18 protein-coding genes are annotated in these 24,381 nt (G+C 66.2%); 9 read left to right on the forward strand and 9 right to left on the reverse strand.

The annotated features are described in order from the left end of the window. The first annotated feature begins 276 nt into the window (after positions 1-276). Positions 277-495, forward strand: a complete 219-nt coding sequence (locus tag BRADO_RS26715; protein ID WP_012029313.1) for a hypothetical protein — start codon at positions 277-279, stop codon at positions 493-495. A 106-nt stretch (positions 496-601) separates the two neighbouring features. After that, positions 602-1,564, forward strand: a complete 963-nt coding sequence (locus BRADO_RS26720) for a D-2-hydroxyacid dehydrogenase family protein (RefSeq protein WP_012029314.1) — start codon at positions 602-604, stop codon at positions 1,562-1,564. Positions 1,565-1,626: 62 nt separating this feature from the next. Here BRADO_RS26720 and BRADO_RS26725 read toward each other — a convergent pair whose 3' ends face one another. Next, on the reverse strand, positions 1,627-2,868 hold the full coding sequence (locus tag BRADO_RS26725) for a L,D-transpeptidase (RefSeq protein WP_012029315.1): 1,242 nt from the start codon (positions 2,866-2,868) through the stop codon (positions 1,627-1,629). Positions 2,869-3,233: 365 nt separating this feature from the next. Here BRADO_RS26725 and BRADO_RS26730 point away from each other — a divergent pair, with 365 nt between their 5' ends. Continuing rightward, positions 3,234-4,232, forward strand: a complete 999-nt coding sequence (locus BRADO_RS26730; RefSeq protein WP_012029316.1) for a hypothetical protein — start codon at positions 3,234-3,236, stop codon at positions 4,230-4,232. A 9-nt stretch (positions 4,233-4,241) separates the two neighbouring features. Here the strand turns inward: BRADO_RS26730 and sseA are convergent, their stop codons facing one another. From sseA to BRADO_RS26745, 3 genes are all read right to left on the reverse strand, one after another. After that, positions 4,242-5,099 (reverse strand): 3-mercaptopyruvate sulfurtransferase, encoded by an 858-nt coding sequence (gene sseA, locus BRADO_RS26735; protein WP_012029317.1) that lies wholly within the window; start codon positions 5,097-5,099, stop codon positions 4,242-4,244. Positions 5,100-5,208: 109 nt separating this feature from the next. Further along, positions 5,209-5,622: a rhodanese-like domain-containing protein gene (locus tag BRADO_RS26740; protein WP_012029318.1), complete on the reverse strand. Its 414-nt coding sequence runs from the start codon at positions 5,620-5,622 to the stop codon at positions 5,209-5,211. Positions 5,623-5,751: 129 nt separating this feature from the next. Then, complete coding sequence (locus BRADO_RS26745; RefSeq protein WP_012029319.1) at positions 5,752-6,927, reverse strand: VWA domain-containing protein; 1,176 nt, start codon at positions 6,925-6,927, stop codon at positions 5,752-5,754. Between the two features lie 114 nt (positions 6,928-7,041). On the opposite strand from BRADO_RS26745, the gene BRADO_RS26750 reads away from it, so the two are divergent. Both BRADO_RS26750 and BRADO_RS26755 read left to right on the forward strand, forming a co-directional pair. After that, positions 7,042-7,287, forward strand: coding sequence for a GlsB/YeaQ/YmgE family stress response membrane protein (locus BRADO_RS26750; protein WP_041756979.1), 246 nt, complete (start codon positions 7,042-7,044; stop codon positions 7,285-7,287). A gap of 104 nt (positions 7,288-7,391) precedes the next feature. Next, positions 7,392-8,234 carry a MoxR family ATPase gene (locus BRADO_RS26755; protein ID WP_008964954.1) on the forward strand — a complete coding sequence of 281 codons (843 nt, stop codon included), beginning with the start codon at positions 7,392-7,394 and terminating at the stop codon, positions 8,232-8,234. 41 nt (positions 8,235-8,275) lie between these two features. Here BRADO_RS26755 and BRADO_RS26760 read toward each other — a convergent pair whose 3' ends face one another. Further along, complete coding sequence (locus BRADO_RS26760; RefSeq protein WP_157872618.1) at positions 8,276-9,514, reverse strand: MFS transporter; 1,239 nt, start codon at positions 9,512-9,514, stop codon at positions 8,276-8,278. A gap of 118 nt (positions 9,515-9,632) precedes the next feature. Between BRADO_RS26760 and BRADO_RS26765 the strand changes: the two genes are divergently transcribed. After that, complete coding sequence (locus tag BRADO_RS26765; protein WP_012029322.1) at positions 9,633-10,220, forward strand: TetR/AcrR family transcriptional regulator; 588 nt, start codon at positions 9,633-9,635, stop codon at positions 10,218-10,220. A 37-nt stretch (positions 10,221-10,257) separates the two neighbouring features. Here the strand turns inward: BRADO_RS26765 and BRADO_RS26770 are convergent, their stop codons facing one another. Together BRADO_RS26770 and BRADO_RS26775 are read right to left on the reverse strand one after the other, a co-directional pair. After that, positions 10,258-10,629: a response regulator gene (locus BRADO_RS26770; RefSeq protein WP_012029323.1), complete on the reverse strand. Its 372-nt coding sequence runs from the start codon at positions 10,627-10,629 to the stop codon at positions 10,258-10,260. Continuing rightward, positions 10,622-14,317, reverse strand: coding sequence for a PAS domain-containing protein (locus tag BRADO_RS26775; RefSeq protein WP_012029324.1), 3,696 nt, complete (start codon positions 14,315-14,317; stop codon positions 10,622-10,624). The genes BRADO_RS26770 and BRADO_RS26775 overlap by 8 nt, the downstream gene beginning before the upstream one ends. Before the next feature lie 239 nt (positions 14,318-14,556). On the opposite strand from BRADO_RS26775, the gene BRADO_RS26780 reads away from it, so the two are divergent. Further along, positions 14,557-16,068 carry an ATP-binding protein gene (locus BRADO_RS26780; protein WP_012029325.1) on the forward strand — a complete coding sequence of 504 codons (1,512 nt, stop codon included), beginning with the start codon at positions 14,557-14,559 and terminating at the stop codon, positions 16,066-16,068. Between the two features lie 48 nt (positions 16,069-16,116). Here BRADO_RS26780 and BRADO_RS26785 read toward each other — a convergent pair whose 3' ends face one another. Continuing rightward, the gene (locus BRADO_RS26785; protein WP_012029326.1) at positions 16,117-18,246 is read right to left on the reverse strand and encodes a phosphocholine-specific phospholipase C; all 2,130 of its coding nucleotides are present in this window, start codon (positions 18,244-18,246) and stop codon (positions 16,117-16,119) included. Positions 18,247-18,624: 378 nt separating this feature from the next. On the opposite strand from BRADO_RS26785, the gene BRADO_RS26790 reads away from it, so the two are divergent. Together BRADO_RS26790 and BRADO_RS26795 are read left to right on the forward strand one after the other, a co-directional pair. Further along, positions 18,625-20,097 (forward strand): ATP-binding protein, encoded by a 1,473-nt coding sequence (locus BRADO_RS26790; RefSeq protein ID WP_012029327.1) that lies wholly within the window; start codon positions 18,625-18,627, stop codon positions 20,095-20,097. Positions 20,098-20,506: 409 nt separating this feature from the next. Next, on the forward strand, positions 20,507-22,981 hold the full coding sequence (locus BRADO_RS26795; RefSeq protein ID WP_012029328.1) for an LPS-assembly protein LptD: 2,475 nt from the start codon (positions 20,507-20,509) through the stop codon (positions 22,979-22,981). 219 nt (positions 22,982-23,200) lie between these two features. Here the strand turns inward: BRADO_RS26795 and BRADO_RS26800 are convergent, their stop codons facing one another. Beyond that, a complete protein-coding gene (locus BRADO_RS26800; RefSeq protein ID WP_012029329.1) occupies positions 23,201-24,379 on the reverse strand; it encodes a cytochrome P450 in 1,179 nt (392 codons plus the stop codon). Positions 24,380-24,381: the final 2 nt, after the last annotated feature.

The following is a 24,381-nucleotide window of genomic DNA, read 5'->3' on the forward strand; positions in this document are numbered from 1 at the left end:
ATTTTCGGAAAATGGTTGCCGCTGATGTAACCGCGCGGTCCCCAAAGGGCAACCGGCGAGGCGGCTTTTGGCCGTGACAATCACCCGGAGAGTGCGGCTCGGAGCGTACCGCTTGGCCGCGTGTCCAGGATGATTACGGGTCCCTCACCATGTGTGCGGTCGATCACGACAATTGCAACCATCTTTTAATTAATTCGGCGGGACACTGCGTCTCGGCCCGCAAGAACCGCGCGCCCAAGCGGCGACAAGCCGAGACGACAACAGCGAGAGCCCGTCATGGCCACCTTCACGTCAGCCTCCCTGCCCGCCGCGGCGGCAGAACGCCCGCATCGATCCGGCCTGATCGACGACATCAGGAACTTCTGGCGCGAATTCGTCACCCGCGCCTTCAATCCCTACCGGCCGGAATTGCACTATATGCGCGGACCGGGCCCGGCCTGGCGCGCCAAATACGGCAGCGACGCCGCTTTCCGGCTCAAGGCCGATCTCGACTGATCTTGAGCGGCACCCCGCTTGCGCCATCGGCGCTTTGCGCGCAAGCATGACATCCATTCGCCCAGGCGACCGCGCGTCGCCCTTTCCTGCCGAATGGATTTGACCGATGACGCGGCTGCGCTGTGCAATCCTCGACGACTATTACGACACGGCCCTGTCGCTGGCGGACTGGCCTGGGCTTTCCGACCGCGTCGATGTGACGGCCTTCACTCATCCGTTCGCCGATGAGGACGCGGCCGCCGCCGCGCTGGCCGACGTCGACATCGTCTGCGCGATGCGCGAGCGGACGCCGTTCCCGCGCGGCCTGATCGAGCGGCTGCCGAAGCTGAAATTGCTGATCACCTCCGGCATGCGCAATGCCGCCATCGACAGCGAAGCCGCGAAGTCGCGCGGGATCGTGCTCTGCGGCACGCAATATGGCCGTGATCCGACGGCGCCGCTCACCATGGGCCTGATCCTGGAACTGACCCGCAAGATCGGCCAGGAAAACGCCCGCATGCACGCCGGAGAGCCCTGGCAGGCGCTGGGCGGGATCGAAATCGAGGGCCGGACGCTCGGCATCCTCGGCCTCGGCAAGCTCGGCACCAAGGTCGCCGGGCTTGCCAAGGCGTTTGGCATGAACGTGATCGCCTGGAGCCCGAACCTGACGCCGGAGCGTTGCAAGGACGCCGGCGTCGGCTACGCCGGCAAGGACGAGCTATTTGCCGCCGCCGACATCATCACGATCCATGTCGTGCTCAGCGACCGCTCCCGCGGGCTGGTCGGCGCGGCCGACATCGCCCGAATGAAACCCTCGGCCTATCTGGTCAACACGTCGCGGGCGCCGATCGTGGACGAGGTCGCGCTGCTACAGGCCCTCAAGGACAAGCGAATCGCCGGCGCCGGCCTCGACGTGTTCTCCGTCGAGCCGCTTCCGGTCACGCACCCGCTGCGCAGGCTCGACAACGTCGTGCTGACCCCACATCTCGGCTACGTCACCGAAGAGAGCTTTCGCGCCCATTATGGCCAGATGGTCGCGTGCATCGCCGCCTGGCTTGACGGCGCCGAGCCGCCGCGGCGGCTGGCCTGATCGGCTCCCAAAAGCAAAACACCCTCCGCGAGGAGGGTGTTGCGAGATCGATCAGCGCCTGTTCAGCGAATGGTGACCGGCGGCGGCAGTGGCTGCATGGTGGCCGGCTGGGCGGCCGGGACATTCGCTTGCGCCTGAACCGGAGCCTGAGCGGCCGGTATCGCGGCGCCGTTGGCTGCGGCCGCCATGTTCTTGTTGGATCCCGCCGGCGCGCCGCCCGGCATGACCACGACACGGGTGCCGACCTTGACGCGGTCGAACAGGTCGGAGACGTCGTCGTTCAGCATCCCGATGCAGCCGGACGAGACGAACTTGCCGATTGTCGAGGGCTGGTTGGTGCCGTGAATGCGATACACAGTCGAGCCGAGATACATCGCTCGGGCGCCGAGCGGGTTGCCCTCGCCGCCGGCCATGAAGCGCGGCAGATAGGGCTGGCGCTCGATCATCTCGCTTGGCGGATACCAGTCCGGCCACTCGGTCTTCTTCGTGATCTTCTGCACGCCCGTCCAGGTAAAGCCTTCGCGGCCCACACGGACGCCGTAGCGCAGCGCCCGGCCATTGCCGAGCACCAGATAGAGGTAGGTGTTCGGCGTATCGACCACGATCGTCCCCGGGGGCTCCTTGGTGACGAAGTCGACCTCCTGGCGGCGCAGATTCGGCGGCAGTGGCGCTGGCGCAGCGTCGGGCTGCTCTTCAGGGGGAAGCGCCGCGACCGTCATCGGCCGATTGCCGGCCGGAGCCTGGGCCGTGCCCGGCACCGAGGATGCACCACCGACGGCTCCGGGCGGGCGCGGCGCACCGGCGTCAACGCCGGGCGCGGCATTGCCGTACGTGCCACCATAGGCCTGCTGGCCCGCGGCCGGACGATCAGCATAGATCACCGGCGGTGGACCGGCCGGGCGACCGTAACGCGGATCATCCGGAGACATCACGGGACCGTTCTGCCCGGCGCCATAGACCGGCGCACCGGCCGGACGTCCGTAGCGCGGATCATCGGGCGATAGAATCGGCCCGGTCGGCCCGGCGCCATAAACTGGAGCATGGGCTGGACGGCCATAGCGCGGATCGTCCGGCGATATCACCGGCCCCGGCGGCGGCAGCGCGGCCGAATTGCCTGGCGTGTCCTCGTCGTCGAGCGCGTCGAAATCCGGACCCTGGCCGCGCACATCTGCCGGGTAAGGCGTCGGCGCGGGTGAATACGCTCCGGGCGCCGTCTGATAGACCTGCTGTGCCTCGACAGACGAAGTTGCCGCCACGCCCGCTGCCGCGACCGCGCAAACCGTCAGGATTTGTCTGATCATCATTGCCCTTGCAGTATCCCCAAGCCGCCGATTGGGATCTCTGCTGTGCCAGATGGCCGAAGATAGCGGCGCATTCAAGACAAATCGGCCCAGTGCGGTCCCAATTCGGCAATTTGTGATCATGTCACCCGTCGTTGCACGGAAGTCTCACGCCGCCAAAAAAGTGCAGCGGGGCCGATGAAGGCCGCATGAATGCCTCGATTTGGCGAGCGGCCGGGAACGCTTTCGGTATTCTGACCTCAGCCTGATTCGCGATGCACGGCAGAAGCCGGCCCCCGTCGCGAACGCGGCATTCCCTGTGATCACCGCGTTCCCTACTGGCTCGAATGTCTCGGCAGTCCCGCTGCCGTGGCGGAGAGTTCCCGTCAATGCTTCCCGGCTTCCGTTTCCTCGTCGCCGCGATCGTCTGCTCCATCTCTCTCACCATCTTCGGTATGGGCGCCGCCGCCCTGTTGCGCGCGGCCCATGAGCAGTTCGCCAGCAACTCGTCTTGGCGCTCGACACAGGCCTCGGGCTTCACGACGTTCCTGCCTCCGGCCGAGCCGGCGCCGGTCCTCGCCGTGCTGCGGGTCGAGCCGAGCCCGACTCAGCCCACGCTCCCAGTCGAGCCGCCACCGGCCGCGGCCAGTCCGGCGGAGCAGCCGAGCGCGGCAAACGTGCCGACTCCCGTTGCGGAGACGCCCGAAATCACACCTGTCGCGGAGGCTCCCGCGCTACCGACGCCATCCCTGCCCGCAGAGACCGTCGACACGTCCAAAGCCGCCATTGTGGCCAACGCCGTCGTGACGTCCGACAACGGCGGCGACAGCGTCCAATCGGACCGCGCCGCTTCAGAGGCGATCACCACGACCGTCGAAAAGGCCGTCGACAAGCCGAAGATGGACATCGCGCCGGATGCTTCAGGTCCGGCCGTCTCCGTCGCCTCCAACGATGCCGCGGTCGTTCCGGTCGCGCCGCCCCCTGCCCAACTCGTCGCAAGCGCAGACCCGACGGCCGCGTCCCTTCCTCCCTCCGCTGCCCCGGCGCCCGTCGCGGCGGTGCTCGACCCGATCGCGGCCAAGCTCGCAGCGCTCGCCGAACAGCCGGCGCATCCGGAGCGCCCTGCCGCAAGCGAGCATCGGGCCTCGGTGAAGGTCGCCAGCGTCCAGTTGCGCCGGAGCATTCTCAAGAAGCGCCAGGCGCGGGAAAAACAGCTCGCGGCGCGCCGTGCCAAGCAGCGGCGCTACGCGCAGCGCGCAAAGGCGGCCCGCGATGCGGCTGCCCAGCAGCAGCAGCAGCAACAGCAAGCCTTCCCCGATCCGTTCAGCCAGCAGTTCGCTCAGCCGGCAGCGATCGGCCAGCAGGCCGCCGGACCGCGCACGCGATAGAGGCGATGATCAGGCTGGCCCGGTTGCGACCGGCGGCCCGTTCTCGACGCCCCATTCCGACCAGGAGCCGTCGTAGAGCGCGGTGTCGCGCAGACCGAGCCGGTAGAGCGCCAGCGTCAGCACCGCTGCCGAGACACCCGACCCGCACGAGGTCACGATCGGCTTGCCGAGATCGACGCCGGCTGCGCCGAATGCCTTGCGAAGCTCATCGAGCGGCTTCATGACGCCGGTGGCGGCATCGAACAGTTCCGCATAAGGCAGATTGCGGCTGCCCGGAATGTGGCCGGAGCGCAGGCCGGGCCGGGGCTCGGCCACCTCGCCGGCAAAGCGCGGCGCCTGCCGGGCGTCGATCACCTGCTCGGCGCCGCCGGTGAGGTTCGCGACCATCTGCTCGACCTTGCGCACACGCGCGGCGTCTAAGCTTGCGATGTAGGTGCCGGCCGCAGGGGTCACCTGCCCGCTGTCGACCGGCCTGCCCTCGGCGATCCACTTCTTCAGGCCGCCGTCGAGCACGCGAACGTCCTTGTGGCCGAACGACAGGAACATCCACCAGGCGCGCGGCGCGGCGACCCAGCCGCCGGCATCGTAGACCACCACGGTGTCATCGTTGCTGACGCCGAGCCGTGCCGCATCACGGCCGAACTGATCCGCGCTCGGATACATGTGCGGCAGCGGATTGGAATGATCGGAGACCTCGTCGACGTCGAAGAACACCGCGCCGGGAATGTGCGCCTTCAGATAGTCGTCCTTCGGCAGCGGCAGCACGCCGGGCATCTTGAAGGTGGCGTCGAGCACCTTGATCTTGGGATCGTCGAGATGCGCTGCGAGCCAGTCCGTGGAGACGAGCGGGTCGTTGGGGGTAGTCATGGCCTGGCTCCAGCATCACTTCACATTCGTCATCGCCGGACTTGATCCGGCGATCCATCTTGTCGAAGCGATAGACACGCGGGTCAAGCCCGCGTGTGACGAGTTGGGCTCAATCCTTTTTCTTTGGCACCCAGGCTTCGACAGGCCCGCCGGCCTCGCGCCAGGCGGCAAATCCGCCGCCGATATGAGCGACCGGTGTCAGGCCCATGTCCTGCGCGGTCTTGGCCGCGAGCGCCGAGCGCAGGCCGCCGGCACAGTGGAAGATGAATGTCTTGTCCTGCTGAAAGACCGGCTTGGCATAGGGGCTCTGCGGATCGATCCAGAACTCCAGCATGCCGCGCGTGCAGGAGAATGCGCCGGGGATCTTACCCTCCCGCTCGATCTCGCGAGGATCGCGGATATCGACGATGACAACGTCGTCGCGCTTGGCCGCCTCGATCGCCTCAGCCGCAGAGAGCGTCTCGATCTCGGCGTTGGCCTCGTCGATCAGTGCCTTGATGCCGCGGGTGATGGTCTGGGGCATGTCTTATGTCCTTCCAACGTCATTCCGGGGCGATGCGAAGCATCGAACCCGGAAGCTCGAGTTGATGGCCCCATGTCGAGATCGGGGCTTCAGTCGCTGTCGCGACCGCCCCGGAATGACGGGGCAGTCCTACCGCACCAGCTCCTTCATCGCCGCTTCCAGCCCCTCGATCGTGATCGGATACATGCGCTCGGAGAAGATGCGGCGGATGATGGTGGTGGACTCCGAATAGTCCCAGTGCTTCTGCGCCACCGGATTGAGCCACACCGTGTGCGGATAGGTGCGGATGACCCGATCGAGCCAGACCGAGCCCGGCTCCTCGTTGACGTGCTCGACCGAGCCGCCGGGCACCATGATCTCATAAGGGCTCATGGAGGCGTCGCCGACGAACACGACCTTGTAGTCGTGCGGGTATTTATGCAGCACGTCCCAGGTCGGCGTGCGATCGGTGAACCGCCGCTTGTTCTGCTTCCACACGCCCTCATAGAGACAGTTGTGGAAGTAGAAATATTCCATGTGCTTGAATTCGCTCTTGGCCGCCGAGAACAGCTCTTCGACCTGGGCGACGTGCGAATCCATCGAGCCGCCGATATCGAAGAACACCAGCACCTTCACGGCATTCCGCCGCTCGGGACGCATGTGCACGTCGAGATAGCCGTGATTGGCGGTCTCGCGGATCGTCGTGTCGAGATCGAGCTCATCCGGCGCGCCGGTGCGCGCGAACTTGCGCAGGCGGCGCAGCGCGACCTTGATGTTGCGGATGCCGAGCTCGACATTGCCGTCGAGATCCTTGAACTCGCGGCGGTCCCACACCTTCACGGCGCGGTTGTTGCGGTTCTTCTCCTGGCCGATGCGCACGCCTTCGGGGTTGTAGCCATAGGCGCCGAACGGCGACGTACCGGCCGTGCCGATCCACTTGTTGCCGCCCTGGTGGCGGCCCTTCTGCTCTTCCAGCCGCTTCTTCAAGGTCTCCATGAGCTTGTCCCAGCCCATGGCCTCGATCTCTTTCTTCTCTTCCTCGGTGAGGTATTTCTCGGCGAGCTTCCGCAGCCATTCCTCGGGGATTTCGGCCTTCTCCATCGCATCCAGGAGATTTTCCAATCCCTTGAACACGGTGCCGAACACGCGATCGAACTTGTCGAGATTGCGCTCGTCCTTCACCAGCGCCGTGCGCGACAGATAGTAGAAATTCTCGACCGAATGCTCGGCGAGATCGGCATCGACGGCTTCCATCAGCGTGAGATACTCACGCAAGGAGACCGGGACCTGCGCGTCGCGCAGTGCTGTGAAGAATTGCAGGAACATGCCCATTAGATCGCGCGGCCCGGAGGGCGCGTCAAGGGCCGCCGCGCGCCTGCCCTGGACCGCGCTGCTTTTTGCTCTACAATCCCTGGAACATCGGATGGAATGGGGGCTTTCATGGGTATCATCGCAGCGCTGATCATCGGCGCGATCGCGGGCTGGCTGGCGGGGCTGATCGTGCGCGGCGCCGGTTTCGGCCTGGTCGGCAACATGGTGGTCGGCATCATCGGCGCCCTGGTCGCGAGCTACGTGCTGCCGGCGCTGCACATCGCGCTCGCCAGCGGCACGTTGGGCGCGATCCTCGACGCCACGATCGGCGCCGTCATCGTGCTCGTGATCCTCTCCTTGATCAGGCGCGCTTGATTATTTTTCCTTCCGATGGCAGCCATCATCTCAAAGCCGCAGCCGCGGCGTAGCCACTCAACACAAGTTCGACCAACACAAGTTCGATCCGGAAGCGAGGCGCGATGAAATTTACCGGTACCCAGGACTACGTCGCCACCGACGACCTCAAAGTGGCCGTCAACGCGGCGATCGTGCTCGAGCGCCCGCTGCTGGTGAAGGGCGAGCCGGGGACCGGCAAGACCGTGCTGGCCGAGGAAGTCGCCAAGGCCGTCAACGCGCCGCTGCTCACCTGGCACATCAAGTCGACCACCAAGGCGCAACAGGGCCTTTACGAATACGACGCCGTGTCGCGGCTGCGCGACAGCCAGCTCGGCGACTCCAGAGTGTCGGACATCAAGAACTACATCAAGCGGGGCAAGCTCTGGGAGGCCTTCACCGCCGAGCAGCGGCCGGTGCTGCTGATCGACGAGATTGACAAGGCCGACATCGAATTCCCCAACGATCTGCTGCTCGAACTCGACCGGATGGAATTCCACGTCTACGAGACCAACGAGACCATCAAGGCCAAGCTGCGCCCGATCGTCATCATCACCTCGAACAACGAGAAAGAGCTGCCGGACGCGTTCCTGCGCCGCTGCTTCTTCCACTACATCAAGTTCCCCGACGCCGACACGATGGGCCGGATCGTCGACGTCCACTTCCCGAACATCAAGAAGCGGCTTGTCGAGGAAGCGCTGCGGATCTTCTTCGAGGTGCGCGATGTCCCGGGCCTCAAGAAAAAGCCGTCGACGTCTGAGCTGCTGGATTGGCTCAAGCTGCTGCTCAACGAGGATATCGGCCCGGAGCAGCTGCGCGAGCGCGATCCGCGCAAGCTCATCCCGCCGCTGCACGGGGCCCTGCTCAAGAACGAGCAGGACGTGCACCTGTTCGAGCGGCTCGCCTTCCTCAGCCGCAGAGAGGTCTAAACCTCGGATGCGCCGAGGGCTGGCGGTGCCGCCGGCACCTTTCAGCCCTTGGACATCAGCGTTGCGATGCCCGATACGATCGTCAGCACGATGATGACGGCACCGTAGATGTAGGCCACGAGCGACAGGCCGATCAGCGGCACAGATAGTCCTGCCGCGACGGCGGGGACGGCAAAGGCCAGATAGGACTGCAGATAGAACGCCGAGAGCAAGCCGGCGCGCTCGTGAGCGTGCGCCGTCGGCAGCAAGGCGCGCAGCGTTCCGGAAAAGCTCGCGCCAAAGCCGGCGCCCGCGATGATCGTGCCGGCCAGTAGCGCCAGCACGTGTTGCTGCTGAATCCCGATCATCGAGATGGCAACACCAACCGGCACCGTGCTGGCACCTGCGAGGACGAGGCGGCGGGCCGGCCAATGGCGAAACACCGCCACTGCGAGCGCGGCGGTCAGCATCAACGCCGACACGACGAGCCCTCCGATCCACGGCGAGGCAACTTTCATCGCGGTCGCGACAACGGTCGGCATCAGCGACAGATAGAACCCGCCAAGCGACCAGGCCCCCACATTGGCCGGCGTCAGTCTCGCGAGCACCGGCTGTGACTGCGGGGGCACCGCGACATGCGGGCGAAGCGAAGCCCAGGCACCATCCTTGGGCGTGCAGCTCTCCGGCATGACCACGAGCAGAAGCAGCATCAGCAGGGTGAAGGCGAGCACCACGACGTAGACGGCATGCAGCGGATCGGGAACGAACACGATCAGCGTCGCGCTCACCAGCGCGCCGGCTGTCATGCCGAGAAATGCCGCGACGCTGTTCAGCAGCGGTCCGCGAGTGCGGCTGGTGTCGAGAATGGCGGCGCCGAACGCCGTCGTGCCGATGCCAACGCTCAGGCCCTGCACCATCCGCGCGGCGATCAGCTGCCAGAGGCTGTCCGCCTCCGCAAAGATCATCATGGCCGCGGCGTTGATCAGCAGCGCAGCCAGCATCACGGGCCGGCGACCGACATAATCGGAAAGGCCGCCGACAGTCAGCAGGGCCGCGAGCAGGCTGACGACATAGCTTGCGAAAACGACCGTGATCCAGAACGGGGTCAGATTCATCGTCTGCTGATAGATCCGGTAGAGCGGCGTCACCGCGCTGGTGCCCGCCATGAGGATGATCACGCTCGCCGCAGCGAACGGTGTCACGGCTCCCAGCGGCAACGACCAGAGGGCGCGCTTTGAAGCTGTCGGCTCCTGGTTGGCGGTCGACGTCGCAGCGGAGGCACCGGTCGGACAGCCTTGCATGGGATCTCCTAAAGCTAATATATTGCATTAAGGATAGGCGAGCGGCCGCCTTAACGCAAATCATTTGCTTTAGTGGAGTACCGCGCCTCTCGCATGGCTCGATTGCACGGAGTGACAGGTGGCCCTCAAGGAACGCGTCAGGATTGGAGGTCGCAGCGCACGCATCCAGACGGCCGTGCACGAGGCGGTGAAACGCCTCAGCGCGGCGACGGACCGCAGCGCGCTGACGGTGCCCCAGATCGCCTCCGAGGCTGGCGTCACTCCCTCTACCATCTATCGCCGCTGGGGTGACCTCGCCGCTTTGCTGGCCGATGTCGCCGTCGAACGGCTGCGGCCAGCCGGCGATCCCGAGGATACTGGGGCGACCGCCAGCGACCTGCGGCTGTTCATCGAGCAGTACGCGGAGGAGATGTCCTCCCCGGTCGGACAGGCGTTGATGCGCGACGTGCTGTGGCCGGCGGGAGAAAACTTCCCGGCTCAATGCTGCACGTTCACGCGCGCCAATCTCGAGACCATTGCCTCCAGGGCCGCAGCGCGTGGCGAGCGGCCTTTCGATGTCGAGGAGGTCATCGACCACGTCGTCGCGCCCATCGTCTACCACATCCTGTTCAGCGACCGTACGTTGACTCCGGACTATTGCCGGCAGCTGCTGCAACGGCTGCGGTCGCTGCCTGCTGCCGAAAGCTTGGGTCAGCGTGCCCCCTGACCGTTTTCCGTCCTCGGACTGGTCGAACTGCAGACGATCATCTGTCGATCAGGCGCTCTAGCGTGCGGATGATGCCGTCGACGGCGATCGGCTTCTCGCAGCGAAGGATCGTCGAGAAACGCTCTGGAATGATCGATTCGTCGTAGCCCGTCGTGAACACGAAGGGCACACCGCTTTCGATCAGCAGGTCGGCCACCGGGAATGCCATTTCGCCGCGCAGGTTCACGTCGAGAACGGCACCATCGATCCGGCCTTCGCGTGTGGCCAGGGCAAGCGCGTCGGCAACGGTTCCGACCGGCCCCAGCACGGTCGCGCCGGCCTCGCCGAGTTCGCCGCGCAGCTCGTCGGCAAGCATGTACTCGTCCTCGACAACGAGGATACGGCGGTCACGAAGCGGGCTTTCAAGCATGCTCGTCGAGCTCCAGCGTATTGAGCGAAACGGGAATGGAAATCGTGCAGCGGACACCATCGTCGGTGAAGCGGTACGAGGTCTTGGCGCTGAGCTGATACGGCAAGGCCTGCTCGATCAGCTCGCGGCCCTGCCCCGTGCCGGCCGGCACCGCCCCCGGAGGCGGCATGTCGACGCCGCTCTCCCGCCAGTCGATATGCAGCCACGGCCTGTCGTCATCGCCATCGCGTTCGAGGGTCCAGACGACCGCCAGGCGACCGGCCGGTTGCGCCAGGGCGCCATACTTGACCGCGTTGGTGACCAGCTCATGCAGCGCCATGGCCAGCATCTGCACGGTCGACGACCGCAGCCGCACGCCCGATGGCCCATCGAGGACGACGCGCTCGGACACGCCGGCGACGGCCGTCAACTCGCTCCGGATCAGATCGTCGAAGCTGATGCGGTCATGCTCCTTCAGGAGCGACAGCAGCCCCTGCACGCGCGACAAGGTATCCAGCCGATCCTTGTAGCGAGCGCGAAAATCAGCCAGATCCGTGCTGGCCCGCGCCGTCTTGTCGGCCATCGAGCGGACGACGCCGAGGAGATTGCGGGTGCGATGCTGCAGCTCCGCGACCAGCACCTTCTGCCGCTCCTCCCACTCGCGCCGCTCGGTCACGTCGATCATCGCGCCGGTCATGCGGACCGGCTGCCCGGTGTCGTCGTAGAAGAATCGCCCGCGAGCATAGAGACAGCGCACGATGCCGCCAGGATGGATCACGCGGAACTCGCGAGCATATTCCTCGTGGGCGTCCATTGCCCGACGCAGCGCCGCCTCGGTTGCCTCACGATCCTCGGGATGGATGCGCGCCGTCCACGCCTCGTAGCTCGGAGTCACCTCGTCGACGCCGTAGCCTTCCATGCGGAAATGCTCGTCGGACCAGTAGACATCGCCGCTCACGACGTTCCAGTCCCACAATCCGAGCCGGCCGACCTCGACCGCGCTGCGCAGCCGCTCCTCGCTCTTGCGCAGCTCGTGCTCAGCCTGTTTCTGATCGGTGATATCGCGGGCAGCGCCGAACCACTCAACGATGTCGCCATCGTCGCCGAGCACGGGAATGGCCCGCGAATGCGCCCAGCCCAACGTTCCATCGACGCGGTTGACGCGATGCTCCAGCTCGAAAACGCTCTTGGTCTCGATCGCTCTGGCGACAGCGGCCGTGAGCTGCGCCTGATCGTCCGGATGAATGTACTTGGCAAGCCAGAGCTGGCTCGGTGTCATCGTGTCGGCAATGAAATCCTTGCCCTGCAGATAGCGCATCTCCGTCCAATCGGCACTCATGCGATAGACGATATCGGAGCTCGCGGTGACGAACGCGCGAAACCGCTCCTCGCTGGCGCGCAGACGTTCCGTCGCCTCGGCGCGAAGCCGCGCCATCTTGAGATGAGCCTCGACACGGGCCAGCAGCTCGCGTGCGCTGAACGGCTTGATCAGATAATCGTCCGCGCCCGCCTGCATGCCCTCCACACGGCTCTCCTCGCCCGCGCGGGCCGAGAGCAAAATGACGGGAACGGTGCTGAACTGAGCGTCCGCGCGGACGCGTGCCAGCAGTTGCATACCGTCGAGCTGCGGCATCATCACGTCGGACAGCACGAGGTCCGGCTTGGCGCGGGCGATCGCCTCGAGCGCGGCCTTGCCGTCGGCAACGGCCTCGACATCGTACCGCGTGACGAGCAGGCGGCGCACGTAGTCGCGCATGTCGGCATTGTCGTCAGCGAGCAGAATGCGGGCACGCGGCGCAGCCGCCTCGGTGGACGGGGTGGCAAGATCAACGTTCGTAGCCGCATTCGTGTCGAAAGAGGCTGCATCCGGCAGCCAGCGCAGAGCCTCCTCGACGAAGGGGCGCGCACCGCGCGCGATGTCGGCCTGCGCGTCAGGAACGGCGTGGAGCGTGGCCAGCAGATGCCTTCGAACGCGGGGAACGCGCACGGCAAACGTGCTGCCCTGTCCCAGCGTGCTGGTGACGCCGACCGATCCGCCATGCAGCTTGGCCAGCTCCTGCACCAGCGCGAGACCGATCCCCGAGCCTTCATGGGTGCGGCCGCTTGCGCCCGCGACGCGGTGGAAGCGTTCGAACAGCTTCGGCAGCTCGTGCTGCGGAATGCCGGTGCCGGTATCGCGGATCGTCAGCTCGAAGTGGCTGTCGACCTCGCGGAGCTTCACCTCGATCTCGCCCGAGAAGGTGAATTTGAACGCGTTGGAGAGCAGGTTGAGAACGATCTTTTCCCACATCTCCCGATCGACATGAGCGGGCTCTTGCAGCGGCGGACAATCGACGATCAGCTTCAAACCCGCTGTCTCGATTGCGGACCGGAAGACGCTGGCGACCTCCGCCGTGAAGCTCGGCAGATCGGTGGGGACATAGGCGGCCTGCATCCGACCGGCCTCGATGCGCGAGACATCGAGCAGCGTGTTGACGAGCTTGAGCAGCCGGAGCGCATTACGTTGTGCGATCTCAAGCCTGTCGTGGTCCGCCGCGGACAGGACCTGCGGCTGGGACAGCACGTCCTCCAGCGGCCCGAGCATCAGCGTGAGCGGGGTGCGGAATTCGTGGCTCACATTGGCGAAGAATGCGGTCTTGGCGCGATCGATCTCGGCCAGCGTCTCGGCCCGACGCCGCTCTTCCTCATAGGCCAGCGTCTCGGCGAACGAACTGCCAAGCTGGCTTGCCATCAACTCGAAAAACCCCTGATGTTCGGCATCAAGCGCGCGACGCGGATTGACGCCGCAGATCAAGATCGCCGTCGGCCGCTCTCGTCCTGTGGTGACCGGCAGCATGAGCGCCAGCTGAGGCGGCTCCGGCCAGGCGCCGGTCGGAGCGTCGGGGTATCTTGTGGCGTCGAGCGTCACGCGGACAGGAGCGGCGGCGCGCACCGCCGCGGCAATCGGCCATGGCCCCTCGTCGCCGCTGTGGCGCATGATCCGGAAGGGAGCGATGGAACTGCCGGGCTGCGCACCTGCCGCGGCGAGCAGACGCGCGTCACCGTCGTCATTCCATTCGTAGATCAGCGCGAACGGAATGTCGTGCCGGTTCTCGGCGAGCACATCGGCAACCTCTTGGCAGGCGTCCTCAAGACTGTCCGAACGTCCGCGTGCCGCGAGATCGCGCAGCGTGCGCATGCGGCGCTCGCCGACGATCCGCGCAGTGGTTTCGATCACCGGCGTGAACACGCCGCCGACGCCGCCGGTCTCGTCGCGAATTGGCGAGTAGGAGAACGAAAAGTAGGTTTCCTCGGTATAGCCGTGACGGTCCATGAACAGCGGGAGGTCGCGCGAGCGCGTGGCCTCGCCGCGGACCATGACCTGCTGCAGCATGGGACCGATGACATCCCAGATTTCCGGCCAGACCAGGCGCCCGGGCGTACCCAGCGCGGCGGGATGCTTCTGCGATCCGAGGATCGCGCGATACTCGTCATTGTAGAGCATGACGAGCTCGCGGCCCCACCAGATCAGGATCGGGAACGCGCAATCAAGGCAGGTGCTCACTGATGTCCGCAGGGATTGCGGCCAACATTCGGGTGGCCCGAGCGGCGTCCGCGCCCAGTCATGGAAGCGCATCAACGCCCCCATCTCGCCGCCGCCCTGCAGGAAGTCGGCCCCACGCACGATCGACTGAAACGTTGCCCGACCGGCGTCCGAATGCTCGTTCACTCGCTGCCCCCCTTTGGCCGCAGAGTAGCGCCAATCGCGTCATCAGGCCAAGCTTGGCCAGTTCCCGACCACCAAGCCAGCAGCGTGGAACTCACCGAGCATGGCTCGGTTCCATTGCCTGCTGGAACCATCCACAGGCTGCCGCTCAACACGGGACAACGCGGCACCGACGGCTCGACGGGTGGGTCCTCGCTTGTTAAGCGCGCAGCCTCTGCGGCATGCGGTTTGAGTCGGGGCACATGACGGTTGCGATCGAGATGGGGCAGACGGCGGCAGGATCGGCTGCGGCGCTCGACCTCGAAGAGCTCTTGGCGACGCGCCTGCTCGTGCAGGGCAATTCCGGCTCCGGCAAATCGCATCTGCTGCGACGGCTGCTGGAGCAGAGCGCGCCGTGGGTGCAGCAGACGATCATCGATCCCGAGGGCGACTTCGTCACCTTGGCGGAGCGATTCGGCCATCTCGTCATCGAGGCCGAGGACCACACCGAGCGTGCGCTCCAGGTGGCCGGCGAGCGGGCGCGGATCCATCGCGTGTCGGCGGTGCTCAACCTCGAAGGACTCGACGCCGAGAACCAGATGCGGCGGGCTGCCGCGTTTCTCAACGGCCTGTTCGAGATCTCGCGCGACCATTGGTACCCGATGCTCGTCGTCGTCGACGAGGCCCAGCTGTTCGCGCCCGCCGTCGCCGGCGAAGTCTCCGACGAGGCGCGCAAGGCCTCGCTCGGCGCGATGACCAATCTGATGTGCCGCGGCCGCAAGCGCGGGCTCGCCGGGGTGATCGCGACACAGCGGCTGGCGAAGCTTGCCAAGAACGTCGCGGCCGAGGCCTCCAACTTTCTCATGGGCCGCACCTTCCTCGACATCGACATGGCCCGCGCCGCCGATTTGCTCGGCATGGAGCGACGCCAAGCCGAAGCCTTCCGCGACCTCGAGCGCGGCCAATTCATGGCGCTCGGGCCCGCTTTGTCGCGCCGGCCGCTCGGCCTGCGCATCGGCCCGACCGAGACCAAGCCGCGCAACGCGACGCCGCGGCTGATGCCGCTGCCGGAGTCCGCGCTCGAGGACGCCCGCTCGGTCATCCTGGCCGCACCGCCGCCAGAGACCACCGCGCGGCCGCAGCGCAAGCCGCAGCCGGAGCTGCTCGACCAGCTGATGGCGGCGAAGTCCGCCGCGCTGGAGCTGCGCCCCGAGCCGCCGCCGCCGGAGGTCAGCGAGGAGGAGCTCGCCGAGCGCCGCACCCGTGTGGAACGCGTGCTGCGCGCCGTGCTGGCCGAGCCCGACGCCGGCTTCCGCGCGGTCGGCGTGCTCTACCAGGAATTCGTCGTCCGCTGCCGCATCGAGGGATTGGGAACAGCCGTGCCCGACCTCAACGAATTCCGCCGCATGCTCACCCGCGCCCGCGCCGGACTCGGGAACGATGCAGCGTCCGACGACGCCGGCTGGCAGGACGTCACCCTGCGCGCCTCGCTGCTGCCCGAGGACATGCAGGGCGTGTTCATGATGCTCGCCCGCGCCGCCAAGGACGGCCGCCCCTGCCCAAGCGACGCCGCGATCGCGCGCGCCTACGGCTCGCACTCGCTGCGCCGGGCACAGCGCCTGCTCACCTATATCGAGGACCAGGGCCTGATCGTCTGCCAGCTCGACGGCGCCGGCCGCCGCATCGTCACCCTGGTCGAGCTCGCCTGGGCCACCGCACCCGGTGATCCCAACGCCGACGACGCCGATCAATCGCTCGTCACCTCTTCGTCTTGACGATGCGCCCGGATCGCTCCGGGCGCATCGCGTTGGTAAAGTCCGCGATCAGGTCGCGGCGATCTTGCCCATCGCGGGATCGCTGATGCTGGGACGGCCGTTCTCGACATGACCGGCGAGCTGCCAGTTGAAATTGGCATCGGTGTCGGTCGTGACCGTCAGGTCGTACCAGCCATGGGTCTGGCGCAGGCGAACCTGCGTCTCCAGGCGCTGGCCGCGCTGCAGGCGATGCCGCTCGCTGCGGCCGGTGTAGTTGTCGGCGATCGTCACCACGCAGCCCGCGCCCTTGTTGGTTAGCGCAATCGCGAGGCTGCGATCGTCGTCGCCTTCCTCCCGGTCGCAGAGATGCACGGTGTCGACGTCGATCAATGCCGCCGTCGAGACGACGCCGCCCTTGAAGTGCCGGTAGAAGCCGTTCGGGCCGTACACCGACAGATCATACTGGCCGGCGCTGGCCGCGAGGTCCCACACGCCGTTCAGCGACTTGCCGGCCTCGACCGTGTAGCTCCACGGGCCGGTTGCGGTGTTGCCGGAACGGACGTGGAAGCAGACGCCCGCCTGCCCCGGATTGACGAAGCGGATGCCGAACTTCTTGTTGGAGGCATCGGCATCGCCGTCGACGCGCAGATCGTAAGGCAGTGCGCGCGCCGGGCGGATGCCGGGCTCCTGCTGCGGCAGGACCTGCTTGGCCGGCGGCACCGGATGATAGTCGTCGAAGCGTGCCCCCGAGGTGATATCGGCGACCGGCGGCTTAAAGCCGGCCGTGCTCGGCAGCGGCGCCATGCCTTCGTTCGGCGAGGTGAAGTTGAACGCCGAGGTGAGATCGCCACACACCGCGCGACGCCAGGCCGGGATATTGGTCTCGAACAGATCCTTCGCGTGGCGATGGAAGCGCTGCTCGATGAAGCGGATCACCGAGGTGTGGTCGAACACCTGCGAGCACACATAGCCGCCGCGCGACCACGGCGACACCACCATCATCGGCACGCGCACGCCGAGGCCATAGGGACCCGCGACGTGGTTGGCGTCGCCGGCGAACAGGTCGGTGCTGACGTCGACCGTCGACTGACCCCACGCCTGCGACATCGCCGGATACGGGCCGACGACGTGATCGAAGAAGCCGCCACCCTCGTCATAGTTGATGAGCAGAACGGTCTTGCTCCACAGCTCCGGATTCGAGGTCAGGATGTCCAGCACCTTGGAGATGTACCAGGCGCCCGGACCCGGCAGCCAGTTCGGATGCTCGCTGAACGCTTCCGGAGCCGCGATCCACGACACCTGAGGCAGGGTCCCGTTGCGGACGTCGTTGCGCAGGCCATCGAACAGGTTCTCGAACGTGCCGCCCTTGGCGATGTTGCTGCCGCGCAGCGCCTTCTCATACAGCGGGCTGCCCGGCTGCGAGTTCTGGTACTGGTGGAAGTAGAGCAGCGAGTTGTCGCCGTAATTGCCGATCCACGGATTCTCGGTCCAGCCCCAGTAGCCTGCAGCGGTGAGGCCGACGCCGATGTCCTGATAGACCTTCCAGGAGATGCCGGCTTTTTCCAGCCGCTCCGGGAACGTGGTCCAGTCGTAGCCGGCCTCGGCGTTGGTGATGACCGGGCCGCCGTTCTTGCCGTCATTGCCGTCCCAGCCGGTCCACAGATAATAGCGGTTCGGGTCGGTCGGTCCCATCACCGAGCAGAAATACTGGTCGCAGATCGTGAAGGCGTCGGCGAGCGCGTAGTGCCAGGGCAGATCCTGCCGGTTCATGCAGGTCATCGTTGTGGTGCCCTTGTTGGCGATCCACTTGTCGTAATTGCCGTTGTTCCAGGACTTCTGGCCGTCGTTCCAGCCATGCGCGACATCCTCGACATAGACCTGGCCGGCATTGTCGACACGGAACGGCATCACCGATCCCGAACCGTTCGGCTGCTGCCAGACCGGATTGCCGTTCGGCAGCTTGACGGCGCGCGGGTCGTTGAAGCCGCGGACGCCACGCATCGCGCCGAAATAATGATCGAAGGCGCGGTTCTCCTGCATCAGCACGACGATGTGCTTGACGTCCTCGATGCTGCCATGGCGATTAAACGCCGGAATGGCATGCGCGCGCTCGATGCTCTGGCTGAGCGCAGCCGTCGCAGCCGAGGCTCCGAGCAGGCGCAGGAACTCACGCCGGTTATGCGCGATCGTGTTCGACATCTCTCTCACTCCCCAAGTGATGACAGTGTCGAGCGACTTAGGTCGCTGCGTTAACAGGGGCGTGACCGGGCGGTTAAGGATGTGTGGCACGGGTTTGACAGCGGCTGGCCGAGGGGCGCGCGCACCGAGGATCGCCGCCATCCCCATCAGGATCGGCATCGCCCTTGCGCTGGAGCGGAAAAGCTGAATGATCCCCTCGTTTTGAGGCGATGGCAGGCCCGGTTGGCCACGGGCCGGACGCCTTGCGTTGTTGAGGGTTTTTTGCCGATGCCGAGGTTGACGCCGCTGGCGGCAGGCGTGCCAGGATGGATTTGGCTGCAGGCCGCGTCCCATGCCGTCATCGCCTGCGCCTTTTTCACGATCGCCGCGGTGATCGGCATGTTCCTGTGGCGACGTTGGCGCGACGTGTTGTTTCGCGGCGTGATCGCCGGGCTCGCCGGCTATGCGGCGGTCTGCGGCGTCGGGCGCCTCGTTGCCATCGTCGATCTCTGGCTTCCGACTGCCGGCGCCGGCACGGTGATCGACGCCGTGCAGGCCCTGCTCTCGTTCGGCCTCATCGCACTCATGCTGAAGATTTTGCCGCAACTCCTGGTGCTGCCGACGCGCATCACGCTGCAGAAGGCCTATGCCCAGCTCGAGGAGGAGGTCCGGCAGCGCCGCGCCGCGGAAGCCATGGTGCGGCGCTTCCAGGAGATCGAGGCCAATGAGGCCCAGGTCCGACAGGCGCAGAAGATGGAGGCGATCGGCCAGCTCACCGGCGGCGTCGCGCACGACTTCAACAACATCCTCACCGTCATCACCGGGACGATCGAGATTCTCGCCGACGCGGTCAAGGACAAGCCGCAGCTCGCCGGCATCGCTGCGATGATCAGCGCCGCGGCCGAGCGCGGCGCGGACCTGACCCGGCATCTCCTCGCCTTCTCGCGCCGGCAGCCGCTGCAGCCGCGCGCCACCGACATCAACGCGCTCGTGGTCGACGCCGCGCGCCTGCTGCGGCCGACGCTCGGCGAGCAAATCGAGATCGAATCGATGCTCTCCCATGACAGCGCGCCGGCGCTGATCGATCCGAGCCAGCTCTCGACCGCGATCCTCAACCTCGCGATCAACGCGCGCGATGCCATGCCCGATGGCGGCAAGCTGACGCTGGAGACCAAGAATATCACGCTCGACGAGGACTACGCGCGGCTGAACCGCGATGCCAAGCCCGGCGGCTACGTGATGATCGCGGTCAGCGACACCGGCCAGGGCATTCCCGCCTCGCTGCTCGACAAGGTGTTCGAGCCGTTCTTCACCACCAAGGACGTCGGCAAGGGCTCCGGCCTCGGACTCAGCATGGTCTATGGCTTCGTCAAGCAGTCCAACGGCCACGTCAAGATCTACAGCGAGCAAGGTCACGGCACCACGGTGAAGCTGTATCTGCCGCGGGCGGCGAGCGCGCCGGAGCTGCCGGCCGCCGAGAGCGGCCGTCCGGCGGTGGCGCGCGGCGACGAGACGATCCTGATCGTCGAGGATGACGCGCTGGTGCGCGACTACGTCGTCGCCCAGGTGCGCCGGCTCGGCTACCGGACGCTGTCGGCGAGCAACGCCGCCGAGGGGCTCGCGATCATCGACAGTCCCGAGCGGATCGACCTGCTGTTCACCGACGTCATCATCCCCGGCGGCAAGAACGGCCGCCAGCTCGCGATCGAGGCCGAGAAGCGGCGCCCCGGGCTGAAGGTGCTGTACACCTCGGGCTACACGGAGAACGCGATCGTGCATCACGGCCGCCTCGATGCCGACGTCCTGCTGCTCGCCAAGCCCTATCTCAGCGCCGATCTCGCACGCATGATCCGGACCGCGCTAGAGGCGTGAGGCGGCCGGCAGGGTTTGCCACAATGCCCGCCCCAAATTCCGGTGTCGTCCCGGCCTTGAGCCGGGACCCATAGCCACCGGCTTCGGTGGCTAGGCCAGATGGGTCCACCATCGTACCTCGCACATCTCCCTGGGGGTTATGGGTCCCGGCTCGAGGCCGGGACGACAGCGGAGGTCTTCGTCAGCATCTTCCACCAAACTGCTGGTCTGAGGACCCGTCATCGCCTTCCCGCCGCACGTCGTGCCTGGGCTATGGATTCGAGGATGTCGCCGGCCTGGCTCACGATATTTTTGCGCCAATTAAGCCGCAGACGGCACAAGCGCGCCAAAAAAGCCACCAGCGCCGCGCAACATGGATTCGCCTTGCCGCGTCAGCAATCTTTTGCGTGAATCGATGTCGAAGCGTCCCATGACGAAGCCTGCCCGCGTGACCGACCGCTGCTTTGCTCGCTCCCGAACGGCGTCGACGGACTCGCGCCGCGTGCGGGCCCTCAGGAGGAGCCCCGCTGCGCTCGCCGTGTGCGTTGTGCTGGCCGCCGGGGCGGTCCTGCCGGCGACCGCGTACGCCCAGAGCTTCACCTACAATCCGCTCCCGCCGAAGCCGCCGCCACCGCGCGTCGCCAACGACAACCAGATGCTGGTGCAGGCGACCACCGTCGAATACGACGCCAACAATTCGCGCGTCGCGGCGGTCGGCAACGTGCAGCTGTTCTACAACGGCTCCTCGGTCGAGGCCGACCGGGTGATCTACGACCAGAAGACCAAGCGCCTACATGCGGAAGGCAACATCCGCATGACCGACGCCGACGGCAAGATCACCTACGCCGACAGCCTCGATCTCTCCGACGACTACCGCGATGGCTTCGTCGATTCCTTGCGCGTCGAGACCGAGGACCAGACGCGAATGGCCGCGACCCGCGCCGACCGCAGCAAGGGCAACACCACGGTCTTCGAGAACGGCGTCTACACCGCCTGCGCGCCGTGCCGGGACGATCCGAAAAAGCCGCCGCTGTGGCAGGTGAAGGGGGCGCGGATCATCCACGACCAGACCGAGAAGATGCTGTATTTCGAGAACGCCCAGCTCGAAATGTTCGGCGTCCCGCTCGCCTACATCCCGTATTTCTCGACGCCCGATCCGACGGTCAAGCGCAAGAGCGGCTTCCTGATGCCGGGCTTCTCGCAGAACAACGCCTATGGCATCGGCGTCGACATCCCCTATTACTGGGCGATCGACGGGAGCTACGACGCGACCTTCACGCCGCGCCTCACCTCCAGGCAGGGCGTGCTGGTTCAGACCGAATTCCGCCAGCGGCTCGACAATGGCAGCTATCAGGTGCGCTTCTACGGCATCGATCAGCTCGATCGCAACGCCTTCGCCGGACAGCCGGGCGATCGCCAGCTGCGCGGCGGCATCGACAGCAGGGGCCAGCTCGCGCTGTCGGACAAATGGACGTTCGGCTGGGACGGCGTCCTGCTGTCCGACTACACGTTCCTGTCGGACTATCGGCTCGTGCAGTACCGCGATCCGTTCAACGCCTTCATGACTCTGCCGACGGAAGCGATCTCGCAGCTGTATCTGACCGGCGTCGGCAGCCGCAGCGTCTTCGACATCAGGGCGATGCACTATCTGAGCTTCTCGGGCAACCAGCAGACAGTTCCGATCGTCTATCCGGTGCTGGACTATTCAAACGTGCTGAACTCTCCCGTGCTCGGCGGCGAGTTCAGCACCAAGACCAACTTCGTCAATCTCACCCGCGAGCAGGCGGTGTTCGATCCGGTCACCACCACGGCCAACACCAACGGCCTGTGCACGACGGCCTCGGCGGATCCGCTGGCGCGGCTGCCATCGCAGTGCCTGCTGCGCGCGGCGCCCGGCACCTATACGCGGCTGACCGCGCAGGCGGAGTGGCGGAAGTCGTTCACCGATCCGATGGGCGAGATCTGGACGCCGTTCGCGATCCTGCGCGCCGACGCGATCAATGCCAACGTAACCGCGCAGCCTGGCGTCGGCAACTTCCTGCCGACCGGCGATACCCAGGCGTTGCGGGTGACGCCGACGGTCGGCCTGGACTATCGCTACCCGTTCATCAACGTGCAGTCATGGGGCACCACCACGGTCGAGCCGATCGCGCAGCTCATCGTCCGGCCGAACGAGACCTCGGCCGGCCGACTGCCGAACGAGGACGCGCAGAGCCTCGTGTTCGACGCCAGCAATCTGTTCAGCGTCGACAAGTTCTCCGGCTACGACCGCGTCGCGGGCGGCGGCCGCGCCAATATTGGCGCGCAGGCGACAACGCAGTTCGATCGCGGCGGCACCGTCAATCTGCTGTTCGGCCAGTCGACCCAGCTGTTCGGGCTGAACTCCTACGCCGTCCAGGACGCCAACAACACCGGTATCGGTTCCGGTCTCGACAAGACCATGTCCGACTACGTGACGCGGGTGGACTATTCGCCGAACCGGACCTACACACTCAGCATGCGCAGCCGGCTCGACGAACAGAGCCTCAACGTCCAGCGCTTCGAGGCCGAGGGCAAAGTCAATTTCGACCGCTGGTCCGCGGCGCTGACCTACGGCAACTACGCGGCCCAGCCGGCGATCGGCAATCTCGACCGGCGCGAGGGCCTGCTCGGCAACGGCTCGGTCAAGGTGGCGCAGAACTGGGTCGTCTCCGGCGGCGCGCGCTGGGATCTGGTGGCCAACAAGATGAACCAATATCTCGTCGGCGCCGGCTATGTCGACGACTGCTTCACCTTGGCCGCGAGCTATGTCACCTCGACGAGTTACGCCATCGCCGGCGCGACGCCGCAGACCAATCAGACAGTCATGCTGACCTTGGGGCTGCGGACCATCGGCAATGTGTCATTGCCGGTACCGGTCAATTAGTCCTGTTTTTCCACTGGAACCAGCTGTTGTTTCTGGGTGCGCTCTCGCCGTCTCCACCACTGTCATGCTCCGCGAAGGCGGAGCATCCAGTACTCCGCGGCAGAGGATTTCGAACCGAGATGTCACGGCGTAATGGATCGTCCGCCTGCGCGGACGATGACGGTGGAGATCTGCATTCCGCCGATGTGACCAAGAGACTGTCAAGGCTCGTTTCGTCCGTCAGCGCCGTGTCGCATCCCACGTCACCGGCAGGTTGAGCAGGCCGCGAAACGCCCAACCGCCGATGCGCACCGGCTCGGCGTCACGCAGCCGCAGGTTCTGCAGCCGCGCGAACAATGTCGGCAAGGCGACGTCGGCGATCATCGCGCGCGAGGCCCAGGCGCCGGCGCAGAAATGCGGGCCGGCGCCGAACGCGATGCTCTTGGAAACGTCGCGGCGGATGTCGAAGCGGTCCGGATCGATGAAGTGCGCCTCGTCGCGGTTGGCCGAGCCGAACATCAGGAACACCCGCTCCTCCGGTGCGAAGGCAATGTCGCGGATCGTCCAGGGTTTGGCGATGCGCCGCGGCGACATGCCGATCGGCGAGATCCAGCGGGCATATTCCTCGAACACCTGCAGCCAGCGCACCGCTCCCGTGTTGGCGAGCGCGAGCTGCTCGGGATGCGTCAGCAAGGCCCATACCGTGCCGGCGATCGCATCGCGCGGCTCGTTCTGCCCGCCCGAGATCGCGAGCTTGATGTTGGCGCGGATGCTCTCCATCGGCATTTGCGCGGCGAGCATCACGCCGAGCAGGCTCTGGTTGGGCGCCGTCTCGAGCACCGGCAGCATGTCGTCGATCGCGGCATCGATGCCTGCCGTGGCGGCATTGCAGCGCGCCTCGACCGCGGGATCGCCGGTGTAGTTGGCAATGCCGTCGATCATCGCCTGCGACCACGCATTCATGTCCTGGAAGCGCATGTTGGTGAGGCCGGTGATCAGCTTCAGGCACTCGGCCGAGAACGGCAGCGCGAAATCTCTGACGAGATCGACCTCGGCGGCGGGGTCGAGCGCGTCGATCAGCCGGTCGGCATGGGCCTGGAACTGCGCCAGCCAGTGCACGCGGACCGCGCGCGGCGACACCGCCGGCGCGATCGCCTGGCGCTCGGCCAGATGCGCTTCGCCGTCCTTGCGCATCATGTTGTGGCCCATCAGCCGGTTCATCAGCCCCTGCGGCTGGTGCGAGCTGAACACCTCGATCTGCTTCTCCGACACGAAGATGTCGTCGCGCCGGCACAGCAAGGTGCTGCCGAGCTGCGGCACGAACGCGATCGGCGCCTCCTTGCGCATCCGCGCCAGCGCCGGATAGGGATCGGCCCAGAACGTGACGGGATCGATGTCGAAATGGGGTGCGGTGCTCACGC

The organism is Bradyrhizobium sp. ORS 278 (assembly GCF_000026145.1).
Taxonomy (GTDB): domain Bacteria; phylum Pseudomonadota; class Alphaproteobacteria; order Rhizobiales; family Xanthobacteraceae; genus Bradyrhizobium.

Excerpts from the sequence above, each read along its gene's own strand:
- BRADO_RS26750 (WP_041756979.1), top strand. The coding sequence starts at position 7,042 with ATGGGTATCATCGCAGCGCTGATCATCGGCGCGATCGCGGGCTGGCTG.
- BRADO_RS26770 (WP_012029323.1), bottom strand. The coding sequence starts at position 10,629 with ATGCTTGAAAGCCCGCTTCGTGACCGCCGTATCCTCGTTGTCGAGGAC.
- BRADO_RS26755 (WP_008964954.1), top strand. The coding sequence starts at position 7,392 with ATGAAATTTACCGGTACCCAGGACTACGTCGCCACCGACGACCTCAAA.
- BRADO_RS26780 (WP_012029325.1), top strand. The coding sequence starts at position 14,557 with ATGACGGTTGCGATCGAGATGGGGCAGACGGCGGCAGGATCGGCTGCG.
- sseA (WP_012029317.1), bottom strand. The coding sequence starts at position 5,099 with ATGACTACCCCCAACGACCCGCTCGTCTCCACGGACTGGCTCGCAGCG.
- BRADO_RS26730 (WP_012029316.1), top strand. The coding sequence starts at position 3,234 with ATGCTTCCCGGCTTCCGTTTCCTCGTCGCCGCGATCGTCTGCTCCATC.
- BRADO_RS26795 (WP_012029328.1), top strand. The coding sequence starts at position 20,507 with ATGACGAAGCCTGCCCGCGTGACCGACCGCTGCTTTGCTCGCTCCCGA.
- BRADO_RS26740 (WP_012029318.1), bottom strand. The coding sequence starts at position 5,622 with ATGCCCCAGACCATCACCCGCGGCATCAAGGCACTGATCGACGAGGCC.
- BRADO_RS26745 (WP_012029319.1), bottom strand. The coding sequence starts at position 6,927 with ATGTTCCTGCAATTCTTCACAGCACTGCGCGACGCGCAGGTCCCGGTC.
- BRADO_RS26785 (WP_012029326.1), bottom strand. The coding sequence starts at position 18,246 with ATGTCGAACACGATCGCGCATAACCGGCGTGAGTTCCTGCGCCTGCTC.
- BRADO_RS26790 (WP_012029327.1), top strand. The coding sequence starts at position 18,625 with ATGTTCCTGTGGCGACGTTGGCGCGACGTGTTGTTTCGCGGCGTGATC.
- BRADO_RS26725 (WP_012029315.1), bottom strand. The coding sequence starts at position 2,868 with ATGATGATCAGACAAATCCTGACGGTTTGCGCGGTCGCGGCAGCGGGC.
- BRADO_RS26760 (WP_157872618.1), bottom strand. The coding sequence starts at position 9,514 with ATGCAAGGCTGTCCGACCGGTGCCTCCGCTGCGACGTCGACCGCCAAC.
- BRADO_RS26715 (WP_012029313.1), top strand. The coding sequence starts at position 277 with ATGGCCACCTTCACGTCAGCCTCCCTGCCCGCCGCGGCGGCAGAACGC.
- BRADO_RS26720 (WP_012029314.1), top strand. The coding sequence starts at position 602 with ATGACGCGGCTGCGCTGTGCAATCCTCGACGACTATTACGACACGGCC.